Raw genomic sequence first — 16,776 nt, forward strand, 5'->3', positions numbered from 1 at the left:
GGCAGAACTCACAGCCGGCAGATGGTGGCGCGCATCATATGAGCATGGGCTAACTTGCATGCAGTTCGTAGACTAGAGATATGGCTACTTCCACTTCCATCCCGGTATCGCTGCCAGTTCCACGGATCCCGCGCGTTCGCCGCACCCCGGCCGAGATCGCCGCTGCGTCCCCGCAGGTTTCCGAGCGCAAGGTCCTGCTCGCGGCCCCGCGCGGCTACTGCGCAGGCGTGGATCGCGCCGTGGTGGCTGTCGAGAAGGCCCTGGAGCACTACGGGCCTCCGGTGTACGTGCGCAAGCAGATCGTGCACAACCTCCATGTGGTCTCGGAATTGGAGTCCCGCGGAGCGATCTTTGTGGAGGAAAACGAGGAAGTTCCCGAGGGTGCCCTGGTGGTCTTCTCCGCCCACGGCGTCTCCCCAGCGGTGGTCCAGTCCGCCGCGGACCGCAACCTGCAGACCATCGACGCCACCTGCCCGCTGGTCACCAAGGTGCACCGCGAGGCCGTGCGCTTCGCCAAGAACGACTACGAGATCCTGCTGATCGGCCATGAAGGCCATGAGGAGGTCGAAGGCACCTACGGGGAAGCCCCGGAGGTCACCACCATCGTGAACAATCCGGAGGAAGCCGACACCGTGCAGGTGAAGGATCCGGACAAGCTGATCTGGCTTTCGCAGACCACCTTGAGCGTGGACGAGACAATGGAGATCGTGCGCCGGCTGCGCAAGCGCTTCCCGAATCTGCAGGATCCGCCCAGCGATGACATCTGCTACGCCACCACCAACCGCCAGGCCGCGATCAAGAACATCGCCCCGCAGGCCGACCTGGTGATCGTGGTCGGCTCGGCCAATTCCTCGAATTCGGTGCGCCTGGTCGAGGTGGCCCTGGATCATGGGGCCAAGGCCGCTTACCGCGTGGACTTCGCCAACGAGGTGGACGAGTCCTGGTTCGAGGGCGTTTCCACCGTCGGCGTGACCTCCGGGGCTTCGGTGCCCGAGGTGCTGGTGCGCGAGGTCGTCTCGCTGCTGGCCGACTATGGATTCACCGACGTGTCCGAGGTGACCACCGCCGAAGAGGACATCATCTTCTCGCTGCCCAAGGAAATCCGCGGCAAGCTCAAGGAAGCCGGCGACGAGGACCGCGCCCTGGGCGGCCGCGGCACCCGCCCGCAGTCCAACTAAAGAACTCCTGCGCCGCAGGCAATTGCGCGCTCATCACTAGCAAAAGGTAGAATTTCCTCCCGTGGCTCTTACTATCGGAATCGTCGGACTGCCCAACGTCGGCAAGTCCACCATGTTCAACGCGCTGACCCGTGCCCAGGTGCTGGCAGCCAACTACCCGTTCGCAACCATTGAACCCAATGTGGGTGTCGTGCCGTTGCCAGATTCGCGCCTGAAGGTGCTCGCCGGGATCTTCAATTCCGAGCGCATCCTGCCAGCCACCGTATCCTTCGTGGATATCGCTGGCATCGTCAAGGGCGCTTCCGAGGGCGAGGGCCTGGGCAACAAGTTCCTGGCCACCATCCGCGAAGCCGACGCGATCTGCCAGGTCACCCGTGCGTTCGTCAATGACGACGTCATCCACGTGAACGGCAAGGTGGATCCGGCTTCGGATATCGAGACCATCGCTACCGAGCTGATCCTCGCGGACTTGCAGACCATCGAGAACCAGCTGCCACGCCTTGAAAAGGAACTGCGCAGCAAGAAGATCGAAAAGTCCTTCCTGGACGCAGTGCTCAACGCGCAGAAGGTGCTTGAAGAGGGCATCACCCTGTTTGCCGCGGCCAAGACCAAGGGCATCGATCTTGAAGAGCTTGCTCCAATGCAGCTGATGACCACCAAGCCATTCATCTACGTGTTCAACACCGATGAGGCCGGGTTGGCCGACACTCAGATGCAGGCCAAGCTCTCCGAGCTGGTGGCACCTGCAGAGGCGATCTTCCTGGACGCCCAGTTCGAATCCGAGCTGGCCGAGCTTGAAGAAGACGAAGCCGCCGAGATGATGGAAGATGCCGGCATCGAGGAATCCGGCCTGGACAAGCTGGCTCGCGTTGGCTACGACACCTTGGGCCTGCAGTCCTACCTGACCGCTGGTCCAAAGGAAACCCGTGCGTGGACCATCCGCCGCGGAGCGACCGCTCCGGAAGCCGCCGGCGTGATCCACACCGACTTCCAGCGTGGCTTCATCAAGGCCGAGGTTGTGGCCTTTGATGATCTGGTGGAGCTGGGCTCGATCGCCAATGCCAAGTCTGCCGGCAAGGCCCGCATCGAGGGCAAGGATTACATCATGAAGGACGGCGACGTTGTGGAGTTCCGCTTCAACGTCTAAGACTTCTCAGCTCAAACGCCCTCGGTTTCTTTTGAAGCCGGGGGCGTTCTTGCTTGTGGTGTTGAAACGTAATGCCTCGGGTCCGTTCTAGAGCGTGGGTCTAGCTATTGCACCTTAGACCATATGGGGTCTCTTCTGTTTCTATGTGGAACGTGGACATCGAGCTCATCGAGGTATGGCTTGATGAGCTTGATGTTAATTCCCGGGAGCAAGTGGTTGCCGCGATTGAACTGCTAGAGGATTCTGGGCCCCAGCTCGGACGACCCCTTGTGGACACAGTAAAAGCATCTCGCCACAAGAATATGAAGGCTCTTCGACCAGATTCACCTGGCAAATCAGAATCGCGAATGTTGTTTGCGTTCGATCCGGAGCGGGCGGCAGTCACGCATATTGCGGGCAATAAATCTGGTGACTGACAAGGCAGATACGAGAAAAACCTTCAATGGGCCGATCGATTATTCGATGAACACCTAGACACGATAAGGGGAAAGCGAGCGCGTTGGCCAAGTCTCTTGATGGCTTTCTCGCGGAGAACCTAGTCGATACGGGCCGGGTCGAGAAACATAAGCAGAGAATGCTCGCGGAAGTTCGTGCCTATCGCTTGCGCGAATTGCGTGAACAGGCTGGACTCGCTCAAGCTGAGCTCGCTGAGCGCATTGGTGTGGGGCAGCGTCAAGTCTCGAAGATCGAGCACGGAGATCTTGAGAATGCAAAAATCGGCACAATCCGCAGCTACTTGGAAGCTGCCGGAGGAGAGCTGTCCCTGGAGTACCTTATGGGCGATCAGCGGATGCAGATAGTCTGATTCCGGCAGAGAATCCCAAACTGCCCTCTTGAAGGTCAAAATTGCTTTAGCGTTTGTTGTACTCGCGACAATGGGTCTCGCGCCCAAGAGGGCGTGAGCGAATGCGGGCCGTCAATCAAGCAATGGAATTTTCGCAGTTCCGAACCTGCATCAGCATTAGGTAGCGGGAGCGGACGTGAATGAGATCTACAGGCAACGGATCGGAGGAGGTGGAGATCGGTGACTACCGCTGACAAGATCGAACCGATCCCTCCGGGGGATATCCTGATGGAGGACTTCATCGAGGGGTTCGGGATCACACCGAACAAGCTCGCCGTGTCCATGGATGTGCCGTCGCGACGGATCATCGAGATCGTGCACGGCAAGCGTGGCATCGCGGCAGGCATGGCGATCCGTATGGCGCGCTATTTCGGGACATCCGAGGAATTCTGGATGAACCTGCAGACAAACTACGAATTGCGGCTCGAGCGGCGCACGTTGCGTGACAAGTTGGCCGCAATTATGCCAATGAAGCTCTCATGACGGATCTGTCGATCGCGGTCGTGGCGCACGGCGAGCTGACAGCGGAAAATGTCAATGAATTGAGGCGTCTTTTCGATCAAGAGTATCTTCACGATTGCGGATCCTGGAACCCGTATCAGCCGTATGGCTATGCGCCTCATGATTTCCACGTGATCGCCCGATCCGTGGACAGCGTCGTTGGCCACGTGGGCTGGGCGCGTCGCACCATCGGCGTGGGCAATGCCGAGTGGGTGATTGCTGGAGTCGGAGGAGTGCTGATCTCCGAGTGCGCACGCGGTGAACAACTCGGAAAACGGCTCATGACCTCTGCGGCGCAGTCGATGCTGGAAGCCGGTGGCATTGACTTTGGATACCTCGGATGCCGGGAGGAAGTCGTGCCGTTTTACAGATCATGCGGATGGAGCCGAGTCATGGCGGCCGAGCGCTCGATCGGGCGAGACGGCCTGGCGGTCGATGATCCACCCGGGCAACCACTATTGGTATTGCCCATAGTCTCTGAACTTTCAGCATGGCCCGCTGGCACGATCGATCTGCGTGGGCGCGCATGGTGATTGAGTGATTACCGTTGATGGGGACTTGGCCACTATCTTAAGCACAGTGCGTTTCTTTAGCACAGAGGGTTGCTCAGTGCCAGAGACTGACGTAGTTCCTGCATAACGTCTAACGTTATTAACGAAGTCCGTTATATACTTGTTTTATGATCAGATCGTTCGCCGACCGCGACACAGAGAAGGTCTGGCGTCGAGAGCTGGCGAAGCGACTGGACCCACGCATCCATAAAGCCGCGAATTTCAAGTTGCATCTGCTCGATGCTGTGACAACGTTGGGTGCTCTTTGAGTGCCACCAGGCAACTGGCTGGAGGCACTCAAAGGCGATCGGGCTGGCCAACACAGCATTCGGGTCAACGATCAGTGACGCATTTGCTTTCGCTGGACCGAAGCTGGCGCTGAGGACGTGAATGTCGAGGACTACCAGTAGGAGAAGAGATGGTCGAGAAACTCTACCCGCCGATCCATCCGGGGGAGATCCTGATGGAGGACTTCATCGAAGGGTTCGGCATTACCCAGAATAAGCTCGCGGTGTCGATCGGTGTCCCGCCGCGCAGGATCAATGAAATCGTGCACGGCAAGCGGGGGATCACAGCGGACACCGCGCTGCGCCTCGGACGCTTTTTCGGTGTGGAGCCTCAGTTCTGGCTCAATCTGCAGACGCGTTATGAGCTGGAGATTGCCCAAGACCTTGCCGGCGACCGGATCGCTGAGATCAAGCCGTTGAAGGTCGCATGATGTCGAATACTGCTGAATCAGTACTCGTGATCATTGATATGCAGCAGGGCGTAGTCCCAGGATGCTTCGATGCGGATGGCGTTGCCAAACGTGTTGCTAAGCTCGTCGAACGGGCGAGATCGCGGTCCGTTCCGGTGATCTGGGTGATGCACGATCCAGTAGGTGCGGGCACTCCCGCATGGGATCTTGTCGATCCACTTAAATGGATCGACGGCGAGGCAGTAGTGAGAAAGAACTATCGTGACGCGTTCGCGAAGACGCTCCTGAGGCAAACGCTCGACCGGTTAGAGGCGACACGTTTGATTATTGCAGGGGCCCAATCGGACTATTGCATCAGAACGACGACTCAGCGTGCAGCCGTTGAGGGATACGACGTCACTCTTGTGGGCGACGCCCACACCACAGGGGATGCCGAGTGGGATGGCGTAACTGTCACAGGGGCACAGATCGTGGCACACACGAACATGTACTACGCAGGTTTGCGATATCCGGGACAACGGTTCGATGTAGCGACTCATTCTGACGTCGTGTTCTGAGGTTGGCATGTGTGGCGACGGCGCGGAGTTCCGCTTCAACGTCTAAGACTTCTCAGCTCGAACGCCCTCGGTTTCTTTTGGATCCGGGGGCGTTCGTGCATCTCGGACCTGAGCCGTCGCAGGATTTTCCGGGCGGTAAAGATGGTTTCTCAGTAACAGGGACGCCGTTCAAGGGGCATCAGCCATATTTCTTCCAGCGACAACGCCGCAAGTAGCCGACGTCATCAGGCCCTGTGTTGCGGCGGGTGAATGGACAGCCTCAAAGGCTAAACCGCGCCGCAATCCTGATGAACTTCGCTTTTCCCCTATGGTTCAGGCTAGGGGAGAGAAAACCGAAAGGTACCTCCCTGCCTGTCTAATTCGGGTGTCCTTCACTCATCTGCCTCAGCACGGTTGAGGCTCATCGAGACATATGCGGAGAACCCGGCTCGTTTCGCGAACCTGATGCGTCGCCGTTGCGTTTCGGTGAATCCGAGCTTGGCGTACAGACCGAGGGCAGCGGTGTTGGTGTCCTTGATATCGCGCAGCACGAACTCGTCGGAGGGCAACTCCAGGAGCCGATGCATTAGCGCAGTGGCTACGCCTTTGCCCTGATGCTGCGGCGCTGTCGTGACGAATGCAATCTCGGCCAGGCCGTCGCGGGCACCGTCATAGGCCCCCATGAATTGGCTTCGGGTGATCCGATAACTGATCATCCCGTGTATTGGACCGAGCACGCGCTGGAGCTTGCGCCGATCAGGCTTGAAGCACTCCTGCTCGCTTTCGGTGACGGCCGCGACCGCCGCGGGCTCGCCGTCGACGAGCGCGATGTGGAAGCGCTCCAGGATAAGCATCGGGGCGAACGCGTCGGCGAGTGCCTTCGCGTTCTTGGAGAAGAAGGCGAAATCCTCGGCGAATCCTTGCGTGAGAACTTCCGCGATCTGGTACCGGTATTCCTCTCCGAGTTCGTCCGCACGGGCGACTTCGATCTTCATTGGGATCCTCCAATTAGCACTCGCAGAATCAGGTTGACATCGGGCTGCGCCGATTCCTCGCCCAGTCCAACGTGCAACGTTGTGATGCCGGTCAGCATGGCGAAGTAGTGGGCGGTCAGCCGAGAGGAGTCCCCCTGGGCAATCTGGCCCTTGTCCTGGCCTCGCGCGATGAGCGAGTCGAATGCCTGCCAGGTGGCTCGCTGAGCTGAGGCCAGCCGAGATGAGGTTCCTTCGGGGGTGTCTGTCGTGACGCACTGATTTACCATCATGTAGAACTCGGCTGAGCCATTGTTCGCCGCGAGGTCCGCCACGTAGTCCTCGGTGAAAGATCGGATCATGGATAGCGGATCTCCATCGCTCGAGAGTTGCACAGTGACTGTCCCCAGCCCGCGCGAGGCCTGGTCGATCAGTTCATCGAATAGCTCTTCCTTGCTCGCATAATGCCGGTAGATCGCGCCGGTGCTGATTCCTGCCTTGGCCGCGATTTGGCGCATATTCGTGGCCGCGTAACCGCGGTGCGCGAACACCCGGACAGCAGCTGTCTCCACGGCGCGGCGCGTGGCGGTGCGCAACGCTTCGTTCTGCTCAGCCGTCCGGGGCACGGTATTCCTTTCAATGAACTTTTGTTCATTCTATGTATTGTTCGCATACTGAGCAATCAGTCACTCGACCTGGGACGGCACCGGAGGCAACCTAGTAGCAATGGATAAATGCGCGGTTGCGGGTCGGCAACCAGCAGTCGGTGCGTGCCGGAACTCGTTGGAGTTCCGGCTCGACGTCCAAGTCGGCGTGGCTCGCACGTTTTGGCCTGCTGCATGGGAGGTACTGGTTCCCGCGGTCCGAGAGCGTTACCGCGCCTGGGCGACCGGGACACCATAGTCCTGCGATTGGCAATGAAAGCACGTAGTTCCATCCCAGTGCCGTCATCGCCTAGCGGGTGCACGCAGTTCAAGATCGAAATCCAAGGCACGGCACTCTGCTCACGCCTGTGGGCGCGTGAGAGCGCAGCTGCGGATCTTGAGGCTTATGAGGATCGCGTCATGGCGCTGATTCCGGAACAGGGGACAGGTACTGGATCTCTTCTCCAGGCCCTCCGAGCCGGCAGGCCTTCATGTGGTGCGGATTCGCCGTGTCCCGCGCAGTTGTCCCTCGATTCACAGCTCGCGAAATCTTGGAGGAATGCGCTCGCCGCGGAGCGCGACCGGGTTGTGGCCCGTACCGGGATTTTCCCAACGAGCTCCGTGCCTGGCAGGTCCGGGATCGCTGAACTGGCGGTGGCCGCCGGCTCATGGTCCTCGGAAATGCTTGCCATGCGATACTGTTCGAGGTTAGTGTTCGAGTGATTTCACTTTGCCAGCGTTCAGGGAGATGCCATGCATCGCACGCGAGTTCACAGTCTCTTGGTTTCCTCGGATGGATATGCAGCGGGAGATGAGGTGACGATCGACAGGCCGATCGGTGCTGCCGGGGCGCTGTTCGCCAGGTTCGATGGCCGTGTCATTCACGGCATTCAAGGTGTCGACGGCCCGACGACGGCAGATCAGGCCATGTTCAGCATGTGGGGCCAGGGTGTCGGGGCGGAAATCATGGGCCGCCGGAAATTCGGTCCGCAGTCTGGGGAATGGCCTGACGATGGATGGGAAGGGTGGTGGGGCGATGCGCCGCCTTTCCGCACCCCGTGCTTCATCCTTACCCATTACCCTCGCAAAAGCATCGAGTTCGCTAATGGCACCAGCTTCCACTTCTTGGACGCATCGCCGCACGAGGCGCTGCGCCTGGCCCAAGAAGCTGCCGGCGGTTTGGATGTACGGATTGGCGGAGGACCATCGACGGTCGGCGAGTTCGTGCAGGCTGATCTCATCGACTTCCTGCACATAGTCATTGTTCCGATCGTGCTCGGCTCTGGTGTACGGATCTGGGATCATCTGGCTGGCATGGAACACCGGTTCACCATCGAATCGGTCAGCACATCCAGCGGACTGACGCATCAATTGTGGAACAGGAAAGCCCGTCAGTGAGCTTCTGATGCTTTGGCTAGATTGCGGGCTCGTGCCGGATCTTATTTCAGCATGCCGTGGATTTGGCTTGGAATCTAGACTGCACCGCGTTGCTGATCGATGTGGAGAGGTTCATCAGGTGGCCCTCTGGATCCCCAATGGCAGGGAACGACAGCCCATGGCTTGTCGGCCGCTTCATTCGCAGGCACCTCGATGATTTCTCAGGGCTCCTGCGTTCTTGACGGCCATCAACAGTGCACGTGTTGCACAGCTCCGGTTATTGTCCTGCAACAGCGCCGGCCGCATAGGCGGCCTGGGCGACGTGCTGGGTAGCATCATCAATGATGGAGACCAGGCGAACACCACGAGTCACTGGGGGATCCCAGTGATGGTCAATCACCTCGTCCAAGTCTTCTTCCGTGAGAGTTTGGGCATAGCTCGCGAGAGCGTGCAGGCAGGCTTGAACATAGTCCACCAGCAACTGCTGATCTGGAACCTGGATTTGATGGGCCTGATCCCTTGAATGGCCGTACCCAACAGAATCGCCGAGTTCACCCAAGCCGAATTTGCTGCGGTATGATTCCCAGACTTCGTTCCTTCCGCTCAAGTGGGCGAGCTGAACGTCGATTTCCCTTCCCGTGTGCCACAGCAGCCAAGCGATCGAGTTGGGGTGCCCGGCTGGGTGGGCATTGAGCTGCTCGGCGGAAAGCGCGGGGAGATTGCGGGCAGCCTCGACGGGGCGCTGGGCGAAATCGGCAAAGACATCCGTAATGTTCATAAGCCCATTCTGCACGCGTACTGGATCCTTGGCCATGAAAGTTGAACTCCGAAAGCCCGGAGACCATGGGGAGAGGTACGCTGAACCTGGCGAGACTGCTTCCTGAAACACGGAATGGACGAGGAAGGATGGCGATGGGCCCCGACGGATTATTCGCTTTGCGCACAGGCGCATTCAGGCTGCCCGACGGCCAAGCGGCAACGCTAGAAACGCATGTACTCGGAACGCTTTGCGTACGCTCGGGCAAACTGGCCCTCTGCGATCCGCTGCATCTGCAGAACCCAGGCCAGCTCACCATCCCACCGGGAGACTACAAGGTGATAGCGACGATTGCGCGGGTTCCGGAGAGCTATGATCTGGCGATGAGCAGGCCAGCCTATCTGAGCCTGATGCTGTCCGGTGAGCCCACTGCCTCGATCCACCCAGCGGTTTTTGCCACGGGCGGTTCAGAACGCGGTGTTCGCCCAGTCGAGGGCGTAGCCGCGATGCCGGGTCTTCAGGGAATACCGTCGTCACAGATGTCCAGTGTTGCAATGGTGGACGCCGAAGCCATCGTTCGGGCCATGCCCGATGATCCTGGAACCTGGTTCGATTCGGTGATTTCACGGATCGATGGCACAGGGTGGTTCGACCGCATGGATACGGAGATCGATGGTCCGCTCGGCTCGCTCTTCACCCGATTGCCCAAGGCAGCGGATGCAGAGAATATAGCAATTCTCATCGCCCGCCCCGGGAGGGTATTTCCGGTGCTGGAGACGAGGGATGCGCAGGATCGAATCACCGGAATCCATATTGATTTACTGGTCATTGGGGTTCTGAGCGAAGTTCTGCAGGCTTTTGATGGCCAGGATGACTATGCACTGGAGTATGCAGAAGAAGCGGCACGGGACTTGCGGCACCAACGGGATCAGCGGGCTGACCGGCTAGGCGGGCTAATCATGAGATTGAAGAAATTTTTCAAAAGCTAGTTACTGCTGGGATTCGTAGATCCAAGCTGTCTGGACTAGCCAACTGGCATCACTCATTAACGCGCGGTTTGGAGCAAGAAGTGAAACTGCATCATGTACAAATCTCAATGCCGCAGGGGCAAGAAGCAGAAGCCCGCCGATTCTATGCCCAAGCCCTGGGGCTTCATGAGGTGGATAAGCCTGAAGCCCTGGCGGGCCGCGGCGGCTGCTGGTTTCGCGCCTATGACGGCGACGCCATCGTCGCTGAAATCCATCTCGGTGTAGAGGAGCGATTCAACCCCGCCGGCAAAGCCCATCCAGGACTCGTGTGCGATTCCTTGGCGGAGCTAGAGGCCACAGCACATCGGATCAAGTCAGGCGGCTTTGAGGTCTCGTGGGCAGAGCGGGAATCTTTCGAAGGGTATATTCGATTTCATGCCCGCGACGGTTTCGGGAATCGCATCGAAATCATGGCTCCTTCGACATCGCCAAATGCGCCCGACCGCGAGGTGCATGACAACCAATGAATCGAGAATTACTTGGCTGATTACGACCCTCGAATTGTCGCGTTGTACGACGGAGAAAATCCTGACGGGCCAGACCATGACTATTACCGATCCCTCGCCGTTCAGCCTGGCGTGCAACGCATTCTGGATCTCGGTTGCGGCACTGGAATTCTCACCGTCACCTTGGCGCAGGAAGGGCGTGAAGTCGTGGGCATGGATCCATCGCCAGCCATGCTTGACTATGCCCGCCAGCGAGCCGGCGCCAGCGAAGTTCTATGGGTCGAGGGCGACTCACGTGCCCTTGATCATGGGCTGTTCGACTTGGCGGTCATGACGGGTAACGTGGTGCAGCACATTCCAGACCAGCAGTGGGAACGAACCTTGCAGGATTTGAGGCGCAGCCTGTCCTCCGGATCTGTTCTCGCCTTTGAAAGCCGAAACCCGGAACGACGAGCGTGGGAATCCTGGGCGCGCGAAGAGCCATGCACCAGAGACACGCCATTTGGACCGGTGACTGAATGGTGCCAGGTTCAAGAACTCAGCGAAGGGAAGATACTCCTCGAATCATTCTCGAAATTCGCGACCACGGGAGCAACAGTGCATGAAGATCTGGTGCTGGCTTTCCGCACCGTCGCACAACTGGAAGTCCAACTGCAGGCAGCTGGATTCAAGGTTGATGCAATCAGGGGTGACTGGAACCGGACTCCAATTGACGGAAGCCAAGCGGTCATGATTTTTGAAGCGCGGGCAGCATGAGCGTCTTCGGGCTCGTTGGACTTCAGGATGCGCCCGCCTTGCAGCGGCTCATGGAATCCAACGCAGGCTATGCTGTGCGCATCCAGGGCCAAGGCGTTGAGCCCGGAGCGGCGCAGGAAGCGCTCACGGCGCTGCCACCCAATGCTGATGCCGCCCAAAAGCGTGGTTATGGATTGTGGGAAGGCCTCCGATTGCTGGCCTTCGCAGATGTCATCATTGGCTGGCCCGAGCCAGGGACCGCGCATATCGGGCTGCTCATGATCGACTCCCAGCGCGCTGGCGAGGGGCTCGGACGAAAGCTGCATGAAGCCATCGTCATGGAATTGCGCGGAGTCGACGGCCTCGGCTGCCTTCGGCTGGCCGTCGTGGATACAAATGCGGACGTGGCTGAACCATTCTGGAAGAAGATGGGCTACCAGCCCACGAGCCAGGTGGCACTCCATCGACAGGGGACCGTGGAATCAGCCTCGCGGATCTGGCGTCGAAAGCTTGGCTGCGGCGCAGAGGCATCGTCCGGGCCTAGTTAGAACAGCGGCCAGGGAACCGCTGGCATTTCACCGCTCGGACCGGGGAAGCGGGCGTCCTGGCGAAGTTGGAGGCACCGCTGCTGCAAAGCTTCGAGCTCCACATCGCTGAGCAGCTTGCCCAAATTCTCGCCCAGCGTTGAGCCCAATGCGGTGTTGACCCGGTCAATGCCGGAGAGTTCTTCGTCGTCCAGGGGCTGGCCGATCCACCCCCAAAGCACCGTGCGAAGCTTGTGCTCATCATGGAAGCTCAGCCCATGGTCTACGCCAAAGCGGTGGCCGTCAGGCATCGTCAGCACGTGGTCGCCCTTGCGGTCCGCATTATTGGCCACGATGTCGAAGACCGCCATCCGGCGCAGCGCAGCGGTATCCTCATGAAGCAAGCTCACCTGGCGCCCCATGCCGTCTTGCCCGTGCAAGACCGTTTTCCAGCCTTCTGCGGGGAGATTGTCGGTGGCCACGAGATCCACTGCATGCTGCTCGGAGTCCACTTCTTGCCACAGCTGCACCATGCCTTCGCCAAAGGGGCCATCACGCAGCCAGGTCTGCGGAACAATGTTCCAGCCCAGCGCCTCGGAGACGAGGTAGGCGGCAACTTCGCGGTTGGCCAGGGTGTGCTGGGGGAAATCCCAGAGCGGCTTTTCACCGGCAATGGGCTTGTAGACCACGCTCAGGCCACCGATGGCGCCCAAAAAGGTGGCGTTGGATGCCGTGGTGATACGGCCGGTGAGTTCGAGTTCACCGGCGAGCAGATCCGGCTGGGTCATGAAAGCTCGGGGTCCTGGCAGGCATGTCCCTCTGGATCAATTGGATAGCCGCACGACGAGCAGACCGGGCGGCCGGCGGCAACAACTTCGTGGGTGCGCATGGCGAAGGCCCGCGCCGTGCCCACGGGCATGCGTACCTGCATGATGGCCCCGGGTTCGTCTTCGGGATGGGATTCGTCAAGAGAAAATGCTTCCAGCACCACCTGGGCCACGGTGGCATCCCATCCCAGGTTCATAGACCCGACCCTGAAGGCTTCGTCGACCTCTTCCAGTGGATCGTTATCCACCAGCTCCGCTGGAGTATGGGTCGGAACGCTGAAAGAATTCCCCGCAACGGTCGCGACCTGGTCGAGAATTTCATCGATCATTTCCGCGACTACGGCTGCCTGCTGCTTTTCCAGGGCAATGCTGGTCATGTCCGATCCGGCGCGTGCTTGCAGATAAAAGGTACGGGAACCGGGCTCGCCGATGGTGCCAATGACTACTCGATCCGGCCAGTTGAATTCGTGGACTTCGCTCGCCATGTCTACTTCCTTAGTTTCCTGCTCCGCCACCCACAGGGGCGTCGGCTGCTTGCAATCCCGGGGCCAGCCAAGACAGGTCCCCGTCGTCAGTATTAACCGAGTGCACACGAGGCGAACCCGAACCATAGTGGACAATCGATGCAGATGCCGGGCCGACGTTGATGCGCTGGAACAGGTCCAGGTGCATGCCCAACGCATCAGCCAGTACCGACTTGATGATATCGCCATGGCTCACGGCAACCCACACCGCTCCAGTTCCATGTTCCGCCTCGAATCCGGCGTCAAGGCGGCGGATTTCAGCAACGGCCCGTGCTTGCATGCCCGCCATCGACTCGCCCTGCGGGAAAGTGACAGCAGAGGGGTTGGCCTGCACCTGGGACCACAATGCCTGGGTGGAAAGCTCGGCCAGGGCGCCGCCTTGCCAGGCGCCATAATCGCACTCGGTGAGCTCTGGTGCAAGCAACAGGTCTGGCGCGTTCTTTTGCGCTTGGATAATGTGTTGGGCTGTCTGCTGGCAGCGTTCCAGCGGGCTTGAAACGATACCTGCCAAAGGCACCTCGGCCAGCCGCAGCGCAGTTCTTGCGGCCTGCGTTTTGCCAGTTTCGTCGAGGCTTACTCCAGGGGCTCGTCCGGCCAGAACACCAGAGGCGTTGGCGGTAGTGCGGCCGTGCCGCACAAGAATTACTGTGGCCATGATCCCAGCCTAGCCATCGGGTGGAAGCCATGCGAGAATTTGGCGGTATTCCGCCCTGTTGCGAAAAAGCCCACCCCGTGAGGAAACCACCTCGCAGCGGCCCAGGTGCTCAGTCCTCCCGCGGGTGAATCAGCAAGAACCCGCAAGGACAGGTGGCGGAAACAGCGCTAGTATCAGATCTGGTTCACCAAGCTGCGCAGCTTGGTGGGCAGTAGGCCTCATCAGGGGGAGCAGGGGGAGCGGACATGGGCAATGGCCAGTGGATTGAAGTAGGAAATGGCGTATTCCAACGGCGCTATGACCCGCTGGATGTTTCCATCGGACTGGTTTTGGGGCCCGCCGGAGCCGTGGTGATTGATACTCGCAATAATCCCGCCGAGGCCTTGGCGATCATCGAGGATGTTGCCGAAAGCTTCGGGGTGCGCATAATGGCCGCCATCAATACCCACGCCCACTACGACCATAGTTTCGGCAACCAGGTCTTCAAGGCCAAAGGCATCCCCATCTATGGGCACCATTTGATTGCCCGGCACTATGCGAACTACGAGAAACCCCATCTGGACAAGGTCAAGAACCATCCCGGCACGGAGCCTGACAAGTCGTGGCAGGAGGTGGTTCTCACACCGCCTACCGTCCTGGTCGAAGCGCCAACCACCATTGGCCCGGGCGGCCGGGATATCGAGTTGTTGCCGTTGGCGCCGGGCCATACCGATACGGATCTTGCAGTGCGCATCCCGGATGCAGGGATCTGGTTCCTCGGCGACGTCATTGAAGAATCAGGACCGCCGATGTTCGGATCCGGCGCGCATCCGCTGGGATGGCCACTGGTCCTCAAATCCCTGTTGGAGCGGATCGGCAAGTCCGATGCCATTATCCCTGGGCATGGCACGCCGGTGGATCGAGCTTTCGTTGTTTGGCAACAGCAGCAGCTTGAACTGCTCGCCGATGAATTGAGCGCCGCCCACGCGCAAGGGATCCCGGCCGGGAAGATCCGTTTTTCTGCGGGCCTGCTGCAATTCTGGCCAGCGGAATTCCTGCGCGAAGCGGTCCAAGACGTGTACGCCCAGTTGGGGGACTAGTACTCGTTCTTGATGACGAAGTAGGATCCGCGGATGGTGCCGGCCAGTTTGGACTTCTGGCGCGCGAACTTGAATTTGTCGGCGAGCTCCTCGGGAACCTCCATGCCATCAGACAGCTTGAACCCCACGGCACGCTTTTCCCCGTCGGCTAGTCCGTAGAGCACGTTGATGGACAGCCCCGACTCGTAGAAGACGTAGGCGCGCTTGGCTCCGTCGGCTTCAAAAACGCAGGCCTGCAAGGGGCGGGAAGCGATGTGGAGATCGCGCTCCTCGGCCAAGATGTTGTGGACCCATGCGATGAGGCCTTCGGCATCCGAGGCGTCTTCAAGCAGCAGATCGTGATCGAATTTGTTCTTCAGGTAGCGGGCCTCATTTGCCCGCAATCCGGCAAGAGCCTGGGCCACGGGGGAGGATTCGAATCCCGCGGTGGAGACATCCTTGAAATCGACCAGATACGCCATATTCAATCCTTTGCACTAGAACTACGACGGTACAGCTCATCGTAGGCGATCAAAGCGGACGGTTTCAGCCGAACGCGCTCAACCCGGTCAGATCGCGGCCCAAGATCAGCGCCTGCACCGATTCGGTGCCTTCATAGGTATGCAGCGCTTCGATGTCCCCCATATGGCGAATCACATGGTTTTCCAGCAGTATCCCGTTGCCGCCAAGCATGTCCCTCGCCGTCGCCGCGACCCGGCGGGCAGCCCGGGTGTTGTGGTACTTGAGCAATGAAGCCTGTGCCGGACGAAGCCTGCCGGCCGCTTGTTCGGCCGCCACCGCGGCACACTGCAGCTGCATGTTGGTCAGCTCTGCGAGCATTTGTGCCAGGCGCTCTTGCACCATTTGATGGGCGCCCAGCGGCTTGCCGAACTGTTCGCGCTGCTTGGCATATTGAAGCGCGGCTTCAAATACGAATAATGCGTGGCCCAGCGCCGACCAGCCCACATTGACCCGGGTATCAACCAGCGCCTTCGATACATCCTTGAATGAAACCGCGTTGGCCAGCAGGGCAGAGCGCGGTATGCGCACCTCGTGGAGCCTGATCTCCGCTTGCTCGATGGCCCTGAGCACGCCCTTGCCGCGAACGGGGGTGGCCTCATATCCCGGAGCTTGCTGCTCAACGATGAATCCCTTGAATTGCCCGTCAGCGTGGTCCCGGGCCCACACAATGGTGATGCCGCCCGCTGCTCCATTGCCAATCCATTTCTTGTGGCCGTTGAGAATCCACTGGTCGCCTTGCAAGCGAGCGCTGGTTTCCAAGCTGACCGAGTCAGAACCATGGTGCGGCTCGGTGAGCGCAAATCCGCCCAGGAGTGCTCCGGTGGCGACCGGTTCGAGATAGCGCTCTTGTTGTTCCGCGGTGCCGAAGAGCTTCAAGCTGCGTAGAACCAGTCCTCCCTGCACTCCGGCGGCAGCGGCCATCGATCCGTCCGCCCGGGAAATCTCCATGGCCACCAGGCCTGCGGCGAGCGGGGAGAAGACCTCATGACCGGGAATCTCCAGGCCATCGGTCAGCAGGTCCAGCTCGCCCATCCGCCGGACCAATTCCGTTGGATAGTGCCCTGCGTCCCAGTGCCCATTGATGACCGGCATGACTTCCTGGGCAAATAGCCGGGCCCGCTGCCAATGGCCCCGGTCCGCCGGGGTGATTTCTGCGAAGGCTGACAGATAGTCGGTGTCCAGCGGCTGGCTCAGGTCGTAGGTTTTCCAAGGATCAGTGGTCACGATATCTGCCCTTTCCAGCAGCGCATATGG

22 protein-coding genes are annotated in these 16,776 nt (G+C 59.7%); 14 read left to right on the forward strand and 8 right to left on the reverse strand.

Annotated elements, in window-relative coordinates; translation table 11 throughout:
* Positions 1 to 80: 80 nt before the first annotated feature.
* The 8 genes from ACT7DV_RS12105 to ACT7DV_RS12140 all read left to right on the forward strand — a co-directional run bounded on the left by ACT7DV_RS12105 (position 81) and on the right by ACT7DV_RS12140 (position 5,475).
* The gene (locus tag ACT7DV_RS12105) at positions 81 to 1,178 is read left to right on the forward strand and encodes a 4-hydroxy-3-methylbut-2-enyl diphosphate reductase (RefSeq protein WP_444662834.1); all 1,098 of its coding nucleotides are present in this window, start codon (positions 81 to 83) and stop codon (positions 1,176 to 1,178) included.
* Positions 1,179 to 1,239: 61 nt separating this feature from the next.
* Positions 1,240 to 2,325 (forward strand): redox-regulated ATPase YchF, encoded by a 1,086-nt coding sequence (ychF, locus tag ACT7DV_RS12110; RefSeq protein ID WP_444662836.1) that lies wholly within the window; start codon positions 1,240 to 1,242, stop codon positions 2,323 to 2,325.
* Between the two features lie 152 nt (positions 2,326 to 2,477).
* Positions 2,478 to 2,741 carry a type II toxin-antitoxin system RelE/ParE family toxin gene (locus ACT7DV_RS12115; protein ID WP_444662838.1) on the forward strand — a complete coding sequence of 88 codons (264 nt, stop codon included), beginning with the start codon at positions 2,478 to 2,480 and terminating at the stop codon, positions 2,739 to 2,741.
* A 158-nt stretch (positions 2,742 to 2,899) separates the two neighbouring features.
* Complete coding sequence (locus ACT7DV_RS12120; protein ID WP_444662840.1) at positions 2,900 to 3,130, forward strand: helix-turn-helix domain-containing protein; 231 nt, start codon at positions 2,900 to 2,902, stop codon at positions 3,128 to 3,130.
* A gap of 219 nt (positions 3,131 to 3,349) precedes the next feature.
* Positions 3,350 to 3,652: a HigA family addiction module antitoxin gene (locus tag ACT7DV_RS12125; protein WP_444662841.1), complete on the forward strand. Its 303-nt coding sequence runs from the start codon at positions 3,350 to 3,352 to the stop codon at positions 3,650 to 3,652.
* Positions 3,649 to 4,203, forward strand: coding sequence for a GNAT family N-acetyltransferase (locus ACT7DV_RS12130; protein ID WP_444662843.1), 555 nt, complete (start codon positions 3,649 to 3,651; stop codon positions 4,201 to 4,203). Before ACT7DV_RS12125 ends, ACT7DV_RS12130 begins: the two co-directional genes overlap by 4 nt.
* A 436-nt stretch (positions 4,204 to 4,639) precedes the next feature.
* A complete protein-coding gene (locus tag ACT7DV_RS12135; RefSeq protein ID WP_444662845.1) occupies positions 4,640 to 4,939 on the forward strand; it encodes a HigA family addiction module antitoxin in 300 nt (99 codons plus the stop codon).
* Positions 4,936 to 5,475 (forward strand): isochorismatase family protein, encoded by a 540-nt coding sequence (locus tag ACT7DV_RS12140; protein WP_444662847.1) that lies wholly within the window; start codon positions 4,936 to 4,938, stop codon positions 5,473 to 5,475. The genes ACT7DV_RS12135 and ACT7DV_RS12140 overlap by 4 nt, the downstream gene beginning before the upstream one ends.
* A gap of 371 nt (positions 5,476 to 5,846) precedes the next feature.
* Here ACT7DV_RS12140 and ACT7DV_RS12145 read toward each other — a convergent pair whose 3' ends face one another.
* Both ACT7DV_RS12145 and ACT7DV_RS12150 read right to left on the reverse strand, forming a co-directional pair.
* On the reverse strand, positions 5,847 to 6,449 hold the full coding sequence (locus tag ACT7DV_RS12145; protein WP_444662849.1) for a GNAT family N-acetyltransferase: 603 nt from the start codon (positions 6,447 to 6,449) through the stop codon (positions 5,847 to 5,849).
* Complete coding sequence (locus ACT7DV_RS12150) at positions 6,446 to 7,051, reverse strand: TetR/AcrR family transcriptional regulator (RefSeq protein ID WP_444662851.1); 606 nt, start codon at positions 7,049 to 7,051, stop codon at positions 6,446 to 6,448. Before ACT7DV_RS12150 ends, ACT7DV_RS12145 begins: the two co-directional genes overlap by 4 nt.
* 771 nt (positions 7,052 to 7,822) lie before the next feature.
* Between ACT7DV_RS12150 and ACT7DV_RS12155 the strand changes: the two genes are divergently transcribed.
* Entirely contained in the window at positions 7,823 to 8,467 is a 645-nt protein-coding gene (locus ACT7DV_RS12155; protein ID WP_444662852.1) for a dihydrofolate reductase family protein, read from the forward strand.
* Positions 8,468 to 8,723: 256 nt separating this feature from the next.
* On the opposite strand, the gene ACT7DV_RS12160 is transcribed toward ACT7DV_RS12155, so the two are convergent.
* Entirely contained in the window at positions 8,724 to 9,224 is a 501-nt protein-coding gene (locus ACT7DV_RS12160; protein ID WP_444662854.1) for a mycothiol transferase, read from the reverse strand.
* A gap of 134 nt (positions 9,225 to 9,358) precedes the next feature.
* On the opposite strand from ACT7DV_RS12160, the gene ACT7DV_RS12165 reads away from it, so the two are divergent.
* The 4 genes from ACT7DV_RS12165 to ACT7DV_RS12180 all read left to right on the forward strand — a co-directional run bounded on the left by ACT7DV_RS12165 (position 9,359) and on the right by ACT7DV_RS12180 (position 11,960).
* Positions 9,359 to 10,192 carry a hypothetical protein gene (locus tag ACT7DV_RS12165; RefSeq protein ID WP_444662856.1) on the forward strand — a complete coding sequence of 278 codons (834 nt, stop codon included), beginning with the start codon at positions 9,359 to 9,361 and terminating at the stop codon, positions 10,190 to 10,192.
* Positions 10,193 to 10,272: 80 nt separating this feature from the next.
* Positions 10,273 to 10,698, forward strand: a complete 426-nt coding sequence (locus tag ACT7DV_RS12170; protein ID WP_444662858.1) for a VOC family protein — start codon at positions 10,273 to 10,275, stop codon at positions 10,696 to 10,698.
* A gap of 12 nt (positions 10,699 to 10,710) precedes the next feature.
* Positions 10,711 to 11,433, forward strand: a complete 723-nt coding sequence (locus tag ACT7DV_RS12175) for a class I SAM-dependent methyltransferase (protein WP_444662859.1) — start codon at positions 10,711 to 10,713, stop codon at positions 11,431 to 11,433.
* The gene (locus ACT7DV_RS12180; protein ID WP_444662861.1) at positions 11,430 to 11,960 is read left to right on the forward strand and encodes a GNAT family N-acetyltransferase; all 531 of its coding nucleotides are present in this window, start codon (positions 11,430 to 11,432) and stop codon (positions 11,958 to 11,960) included. Before ACT7DV_RS12175 ends, ACT7DV_RS12180 begins: the two co-directional genes overlap by 4 nt.
* Here ACT7DV_RS12180 and ACT7DV_RS12185 read toward each other — a convergent pair.
* From ACT7DV_RS12185 to ACT7DV_RS12195, 3 genes are read right to left on the reverse strand one after another with little or no spacing between them, the layout of a single operon-like run.
* A complete protein-coding gene (locus tag ACT7DV_RS12185; RefSeq protein ID WP_444662863.1) occupies positions 11,957 to 12,724 on the reverse strand; it encodes an SCO1664 family protein in 768 nt (255 codons plus the stop codon). The genes ACT7DV_RS12180 and ACT7DV_RS12185 overlap by 4 nt on opposite strands.
* Positions 12,721 to 13,248, reverse strand: coding sequence for a DUF3090 domain-containing protein (locus ACT7DV_RS12190; protein ID WP_444662864.1), 528 nt, complete (start codon positions 13,246 to 13,248; stop codon positions 12,721 to 12,723). Before ACT7DV_RS12190 ends, ACT7DV_RS12185 begins: the two co-directional genes overlap by 4 nt.
* A 10-nt stretch (positions 13,249 to 13,258) precedes the next feature.
* A complete protein-coding gene (locus tag ACT7DV_RS12195) occupies positions 13,259 to 13,942 on the reverse strand; it encodes an MSMEG_4193 family putative phosphomutase (protein ID WP_444662866.1) in 684 nt (227 codons plus the stop codon).
* A 245-nt stretch (positions 13,943 to 14,187) separates the two neighbouring features.
* Between ACT7DV_RS12195 and ACT7DV_RS12200 the strand changes: the two genes are divergently transcribed.
* Complete coding sequence (locus ACT7DV_RS12200; protein ID WP_444662868.1) at positions 14,188 to 15,021, forward strand: MBL fold metallo-hydrolase; 834 nt, start codon at positions 14,188 to 14,190, stop codon at positions 15,019 to 15,021.
* On the opposite strand, the gene ACT7DV_RS12205 is transcribed toward ACT7DV_RS12200, so the two are convergent.
* Complete coding sequence (locus ACT7DV_RS12205) at positions 15,018 to 15,482, reverse strand: phage tail protein (RefSeq protein ID WP_444662869.1); 465 nt, start codon at positions 15,480 to 15,482, stop codon at positions 15,018 to 15,020. The two genes, ACT7DV_RS12200 and ACT7DV_RS12205, sit on opposite strands and share 4 nt — an antisense overlap.
* A 64-nt stretch (positions 15,483 to 15,546) precedes the next feature.
* Complete coding sequence (locus tag ACT7DV_RS12210; RefSeq protein ID WP_444662871.1) at positions 15,547 to 16,746, reverse strand: acyl-CoA dehydrogenase family protein; 1,200 nt, start codon at positions 16,744 to 16,746, stop codon at positions 15,547 to 15,549.
* Between the last annotated feature and the right edge of the window lie 30 nt (positions 16,747 to 16,776).

The organism is Glutamicibacter sp. TV12E (assembly GCF_052441935.1).
GTDB lineage: Bacteria > Actinomycetota > Actinomycetes > Actinomycetales > Micrococcaceae > Glutamicibacter.

What these genes read in the sequence shown, in the direction of transcription:
- ACT7DV_RS12140 (WP_444662847.1), top strand. Translation starts at nt 4,936, where the DNA reads ATGATGTCGAATACTGCTGAATCAGTACTCGTGATCATTGATATGCAG.
- ACT7DV_RS12155 (WP_444662852.1), top strand. Translation starts at nt 7,823, where the DNA reads ATGCATCGCACGCGAGTTCACAGTCTCTTGGTTTCCTCGGATGGATAT.
- ACT7DV_RS12185 (WP_444662863.1), bottom strand. Translation starts at nt 12,724, where the DNA reads ATGACCCAGCCGGATCTGCTCGCCGGTGAACTCGAACTCACCGGCCGT.
- ACT7DV_RS12145 (WP_444662849.1), bottom strand. Translation starts at nt 6,449, where the DNA reads ATGAAGATCGAAGTCGCCCGTGCGGACGAACTCGGAGAGGAATACCGG.
- ACT7DV_RS12205 (WP_444662869.1), bottom strand. Translation starts at nt 15,482, where the DNA reads ATGGCGTATCTGGTCGATTTCAAGGATGTCTCCACCGCGGGATTCGAA.
- ACT7DV_RS12105 (WP_444662834.1), top strand. Translation starts at nt 81, where the DNA reads ATGGCTACTTCCACTTCCATCCCGGTATCGCTGCCAGTTCCACGGATC.
- ACT7DV_RS12200 (WP_444662868.1), top strand. Translation starts at nt 14,188, where the DNA reads ATGGGCAATGGCCAGTGGATTGAAGTAGGAAATGGCGTATTCCAACGG.
- ACT7DV_RS12165 (WP_444662856.1), top strand. Translation starts at nt 9,359, where the DNA reads ATGGGCCCCGACGGATTATTCGCTTTGCGCACAGGCGCATTCAGGCTG.
- ACT7DV_RS12130 (WP_444662843.1), top strand. Translation starts at nt 3,649, where the DNA reads ATGACGGATCTGTCGATCGCGGTCGTGGCGCACGGCGAGCTGACAGCG.
- ACT7DV_RS12135 (WP_444662845.1), top strand. Translation starts at nt 4,640, where the DNA reads ATGGTCGAGAAACTCTACCCGCCGATCCATCCGGGGGAGATCCTGATG.
- ACT7DV_RS12180 (WP_444662861.1), top strand. Translation starts at nt 11,430, where the DNA reads ATGAGCGTCTTCGGGCTCGTTGGACTTCAGGATGCGCCCGCCTTGCAG.
- ACT7DV_RS12160 (WP_444662854.1), bottom strand. Translation starts at nt 9,224, where the DNA reads ATGAACATTACGGATGTCTTTGCCGATTTCGCCCAGCGCCCCGTCGAG.
- ACT7DV_RS12190 (WP_444662864.1), bottom strand. Translation starts at nt 13,248, where the DNA reads ATGGCGAGCGAAGTCCACGAATTCAACTGGCCGGATCGAGTAGTCATT.
- ACT7DV_RS12195 (WP_444662866.1), bottom strand. Translation starts at nt 13,942, where the DNA reads ATGGCCACAGTAATTCTTGTGCGGCACGGCCGCACTACCGCCAACGCC.
- ACT7DV_RS12120 (WP_444662840.1), top strand. Translation starts at nt 2,900, where the DNA reads ATGCTCGCGGAAGTTCGTGCCTATCGCTTGCGCGAATTGCGTGAACAG.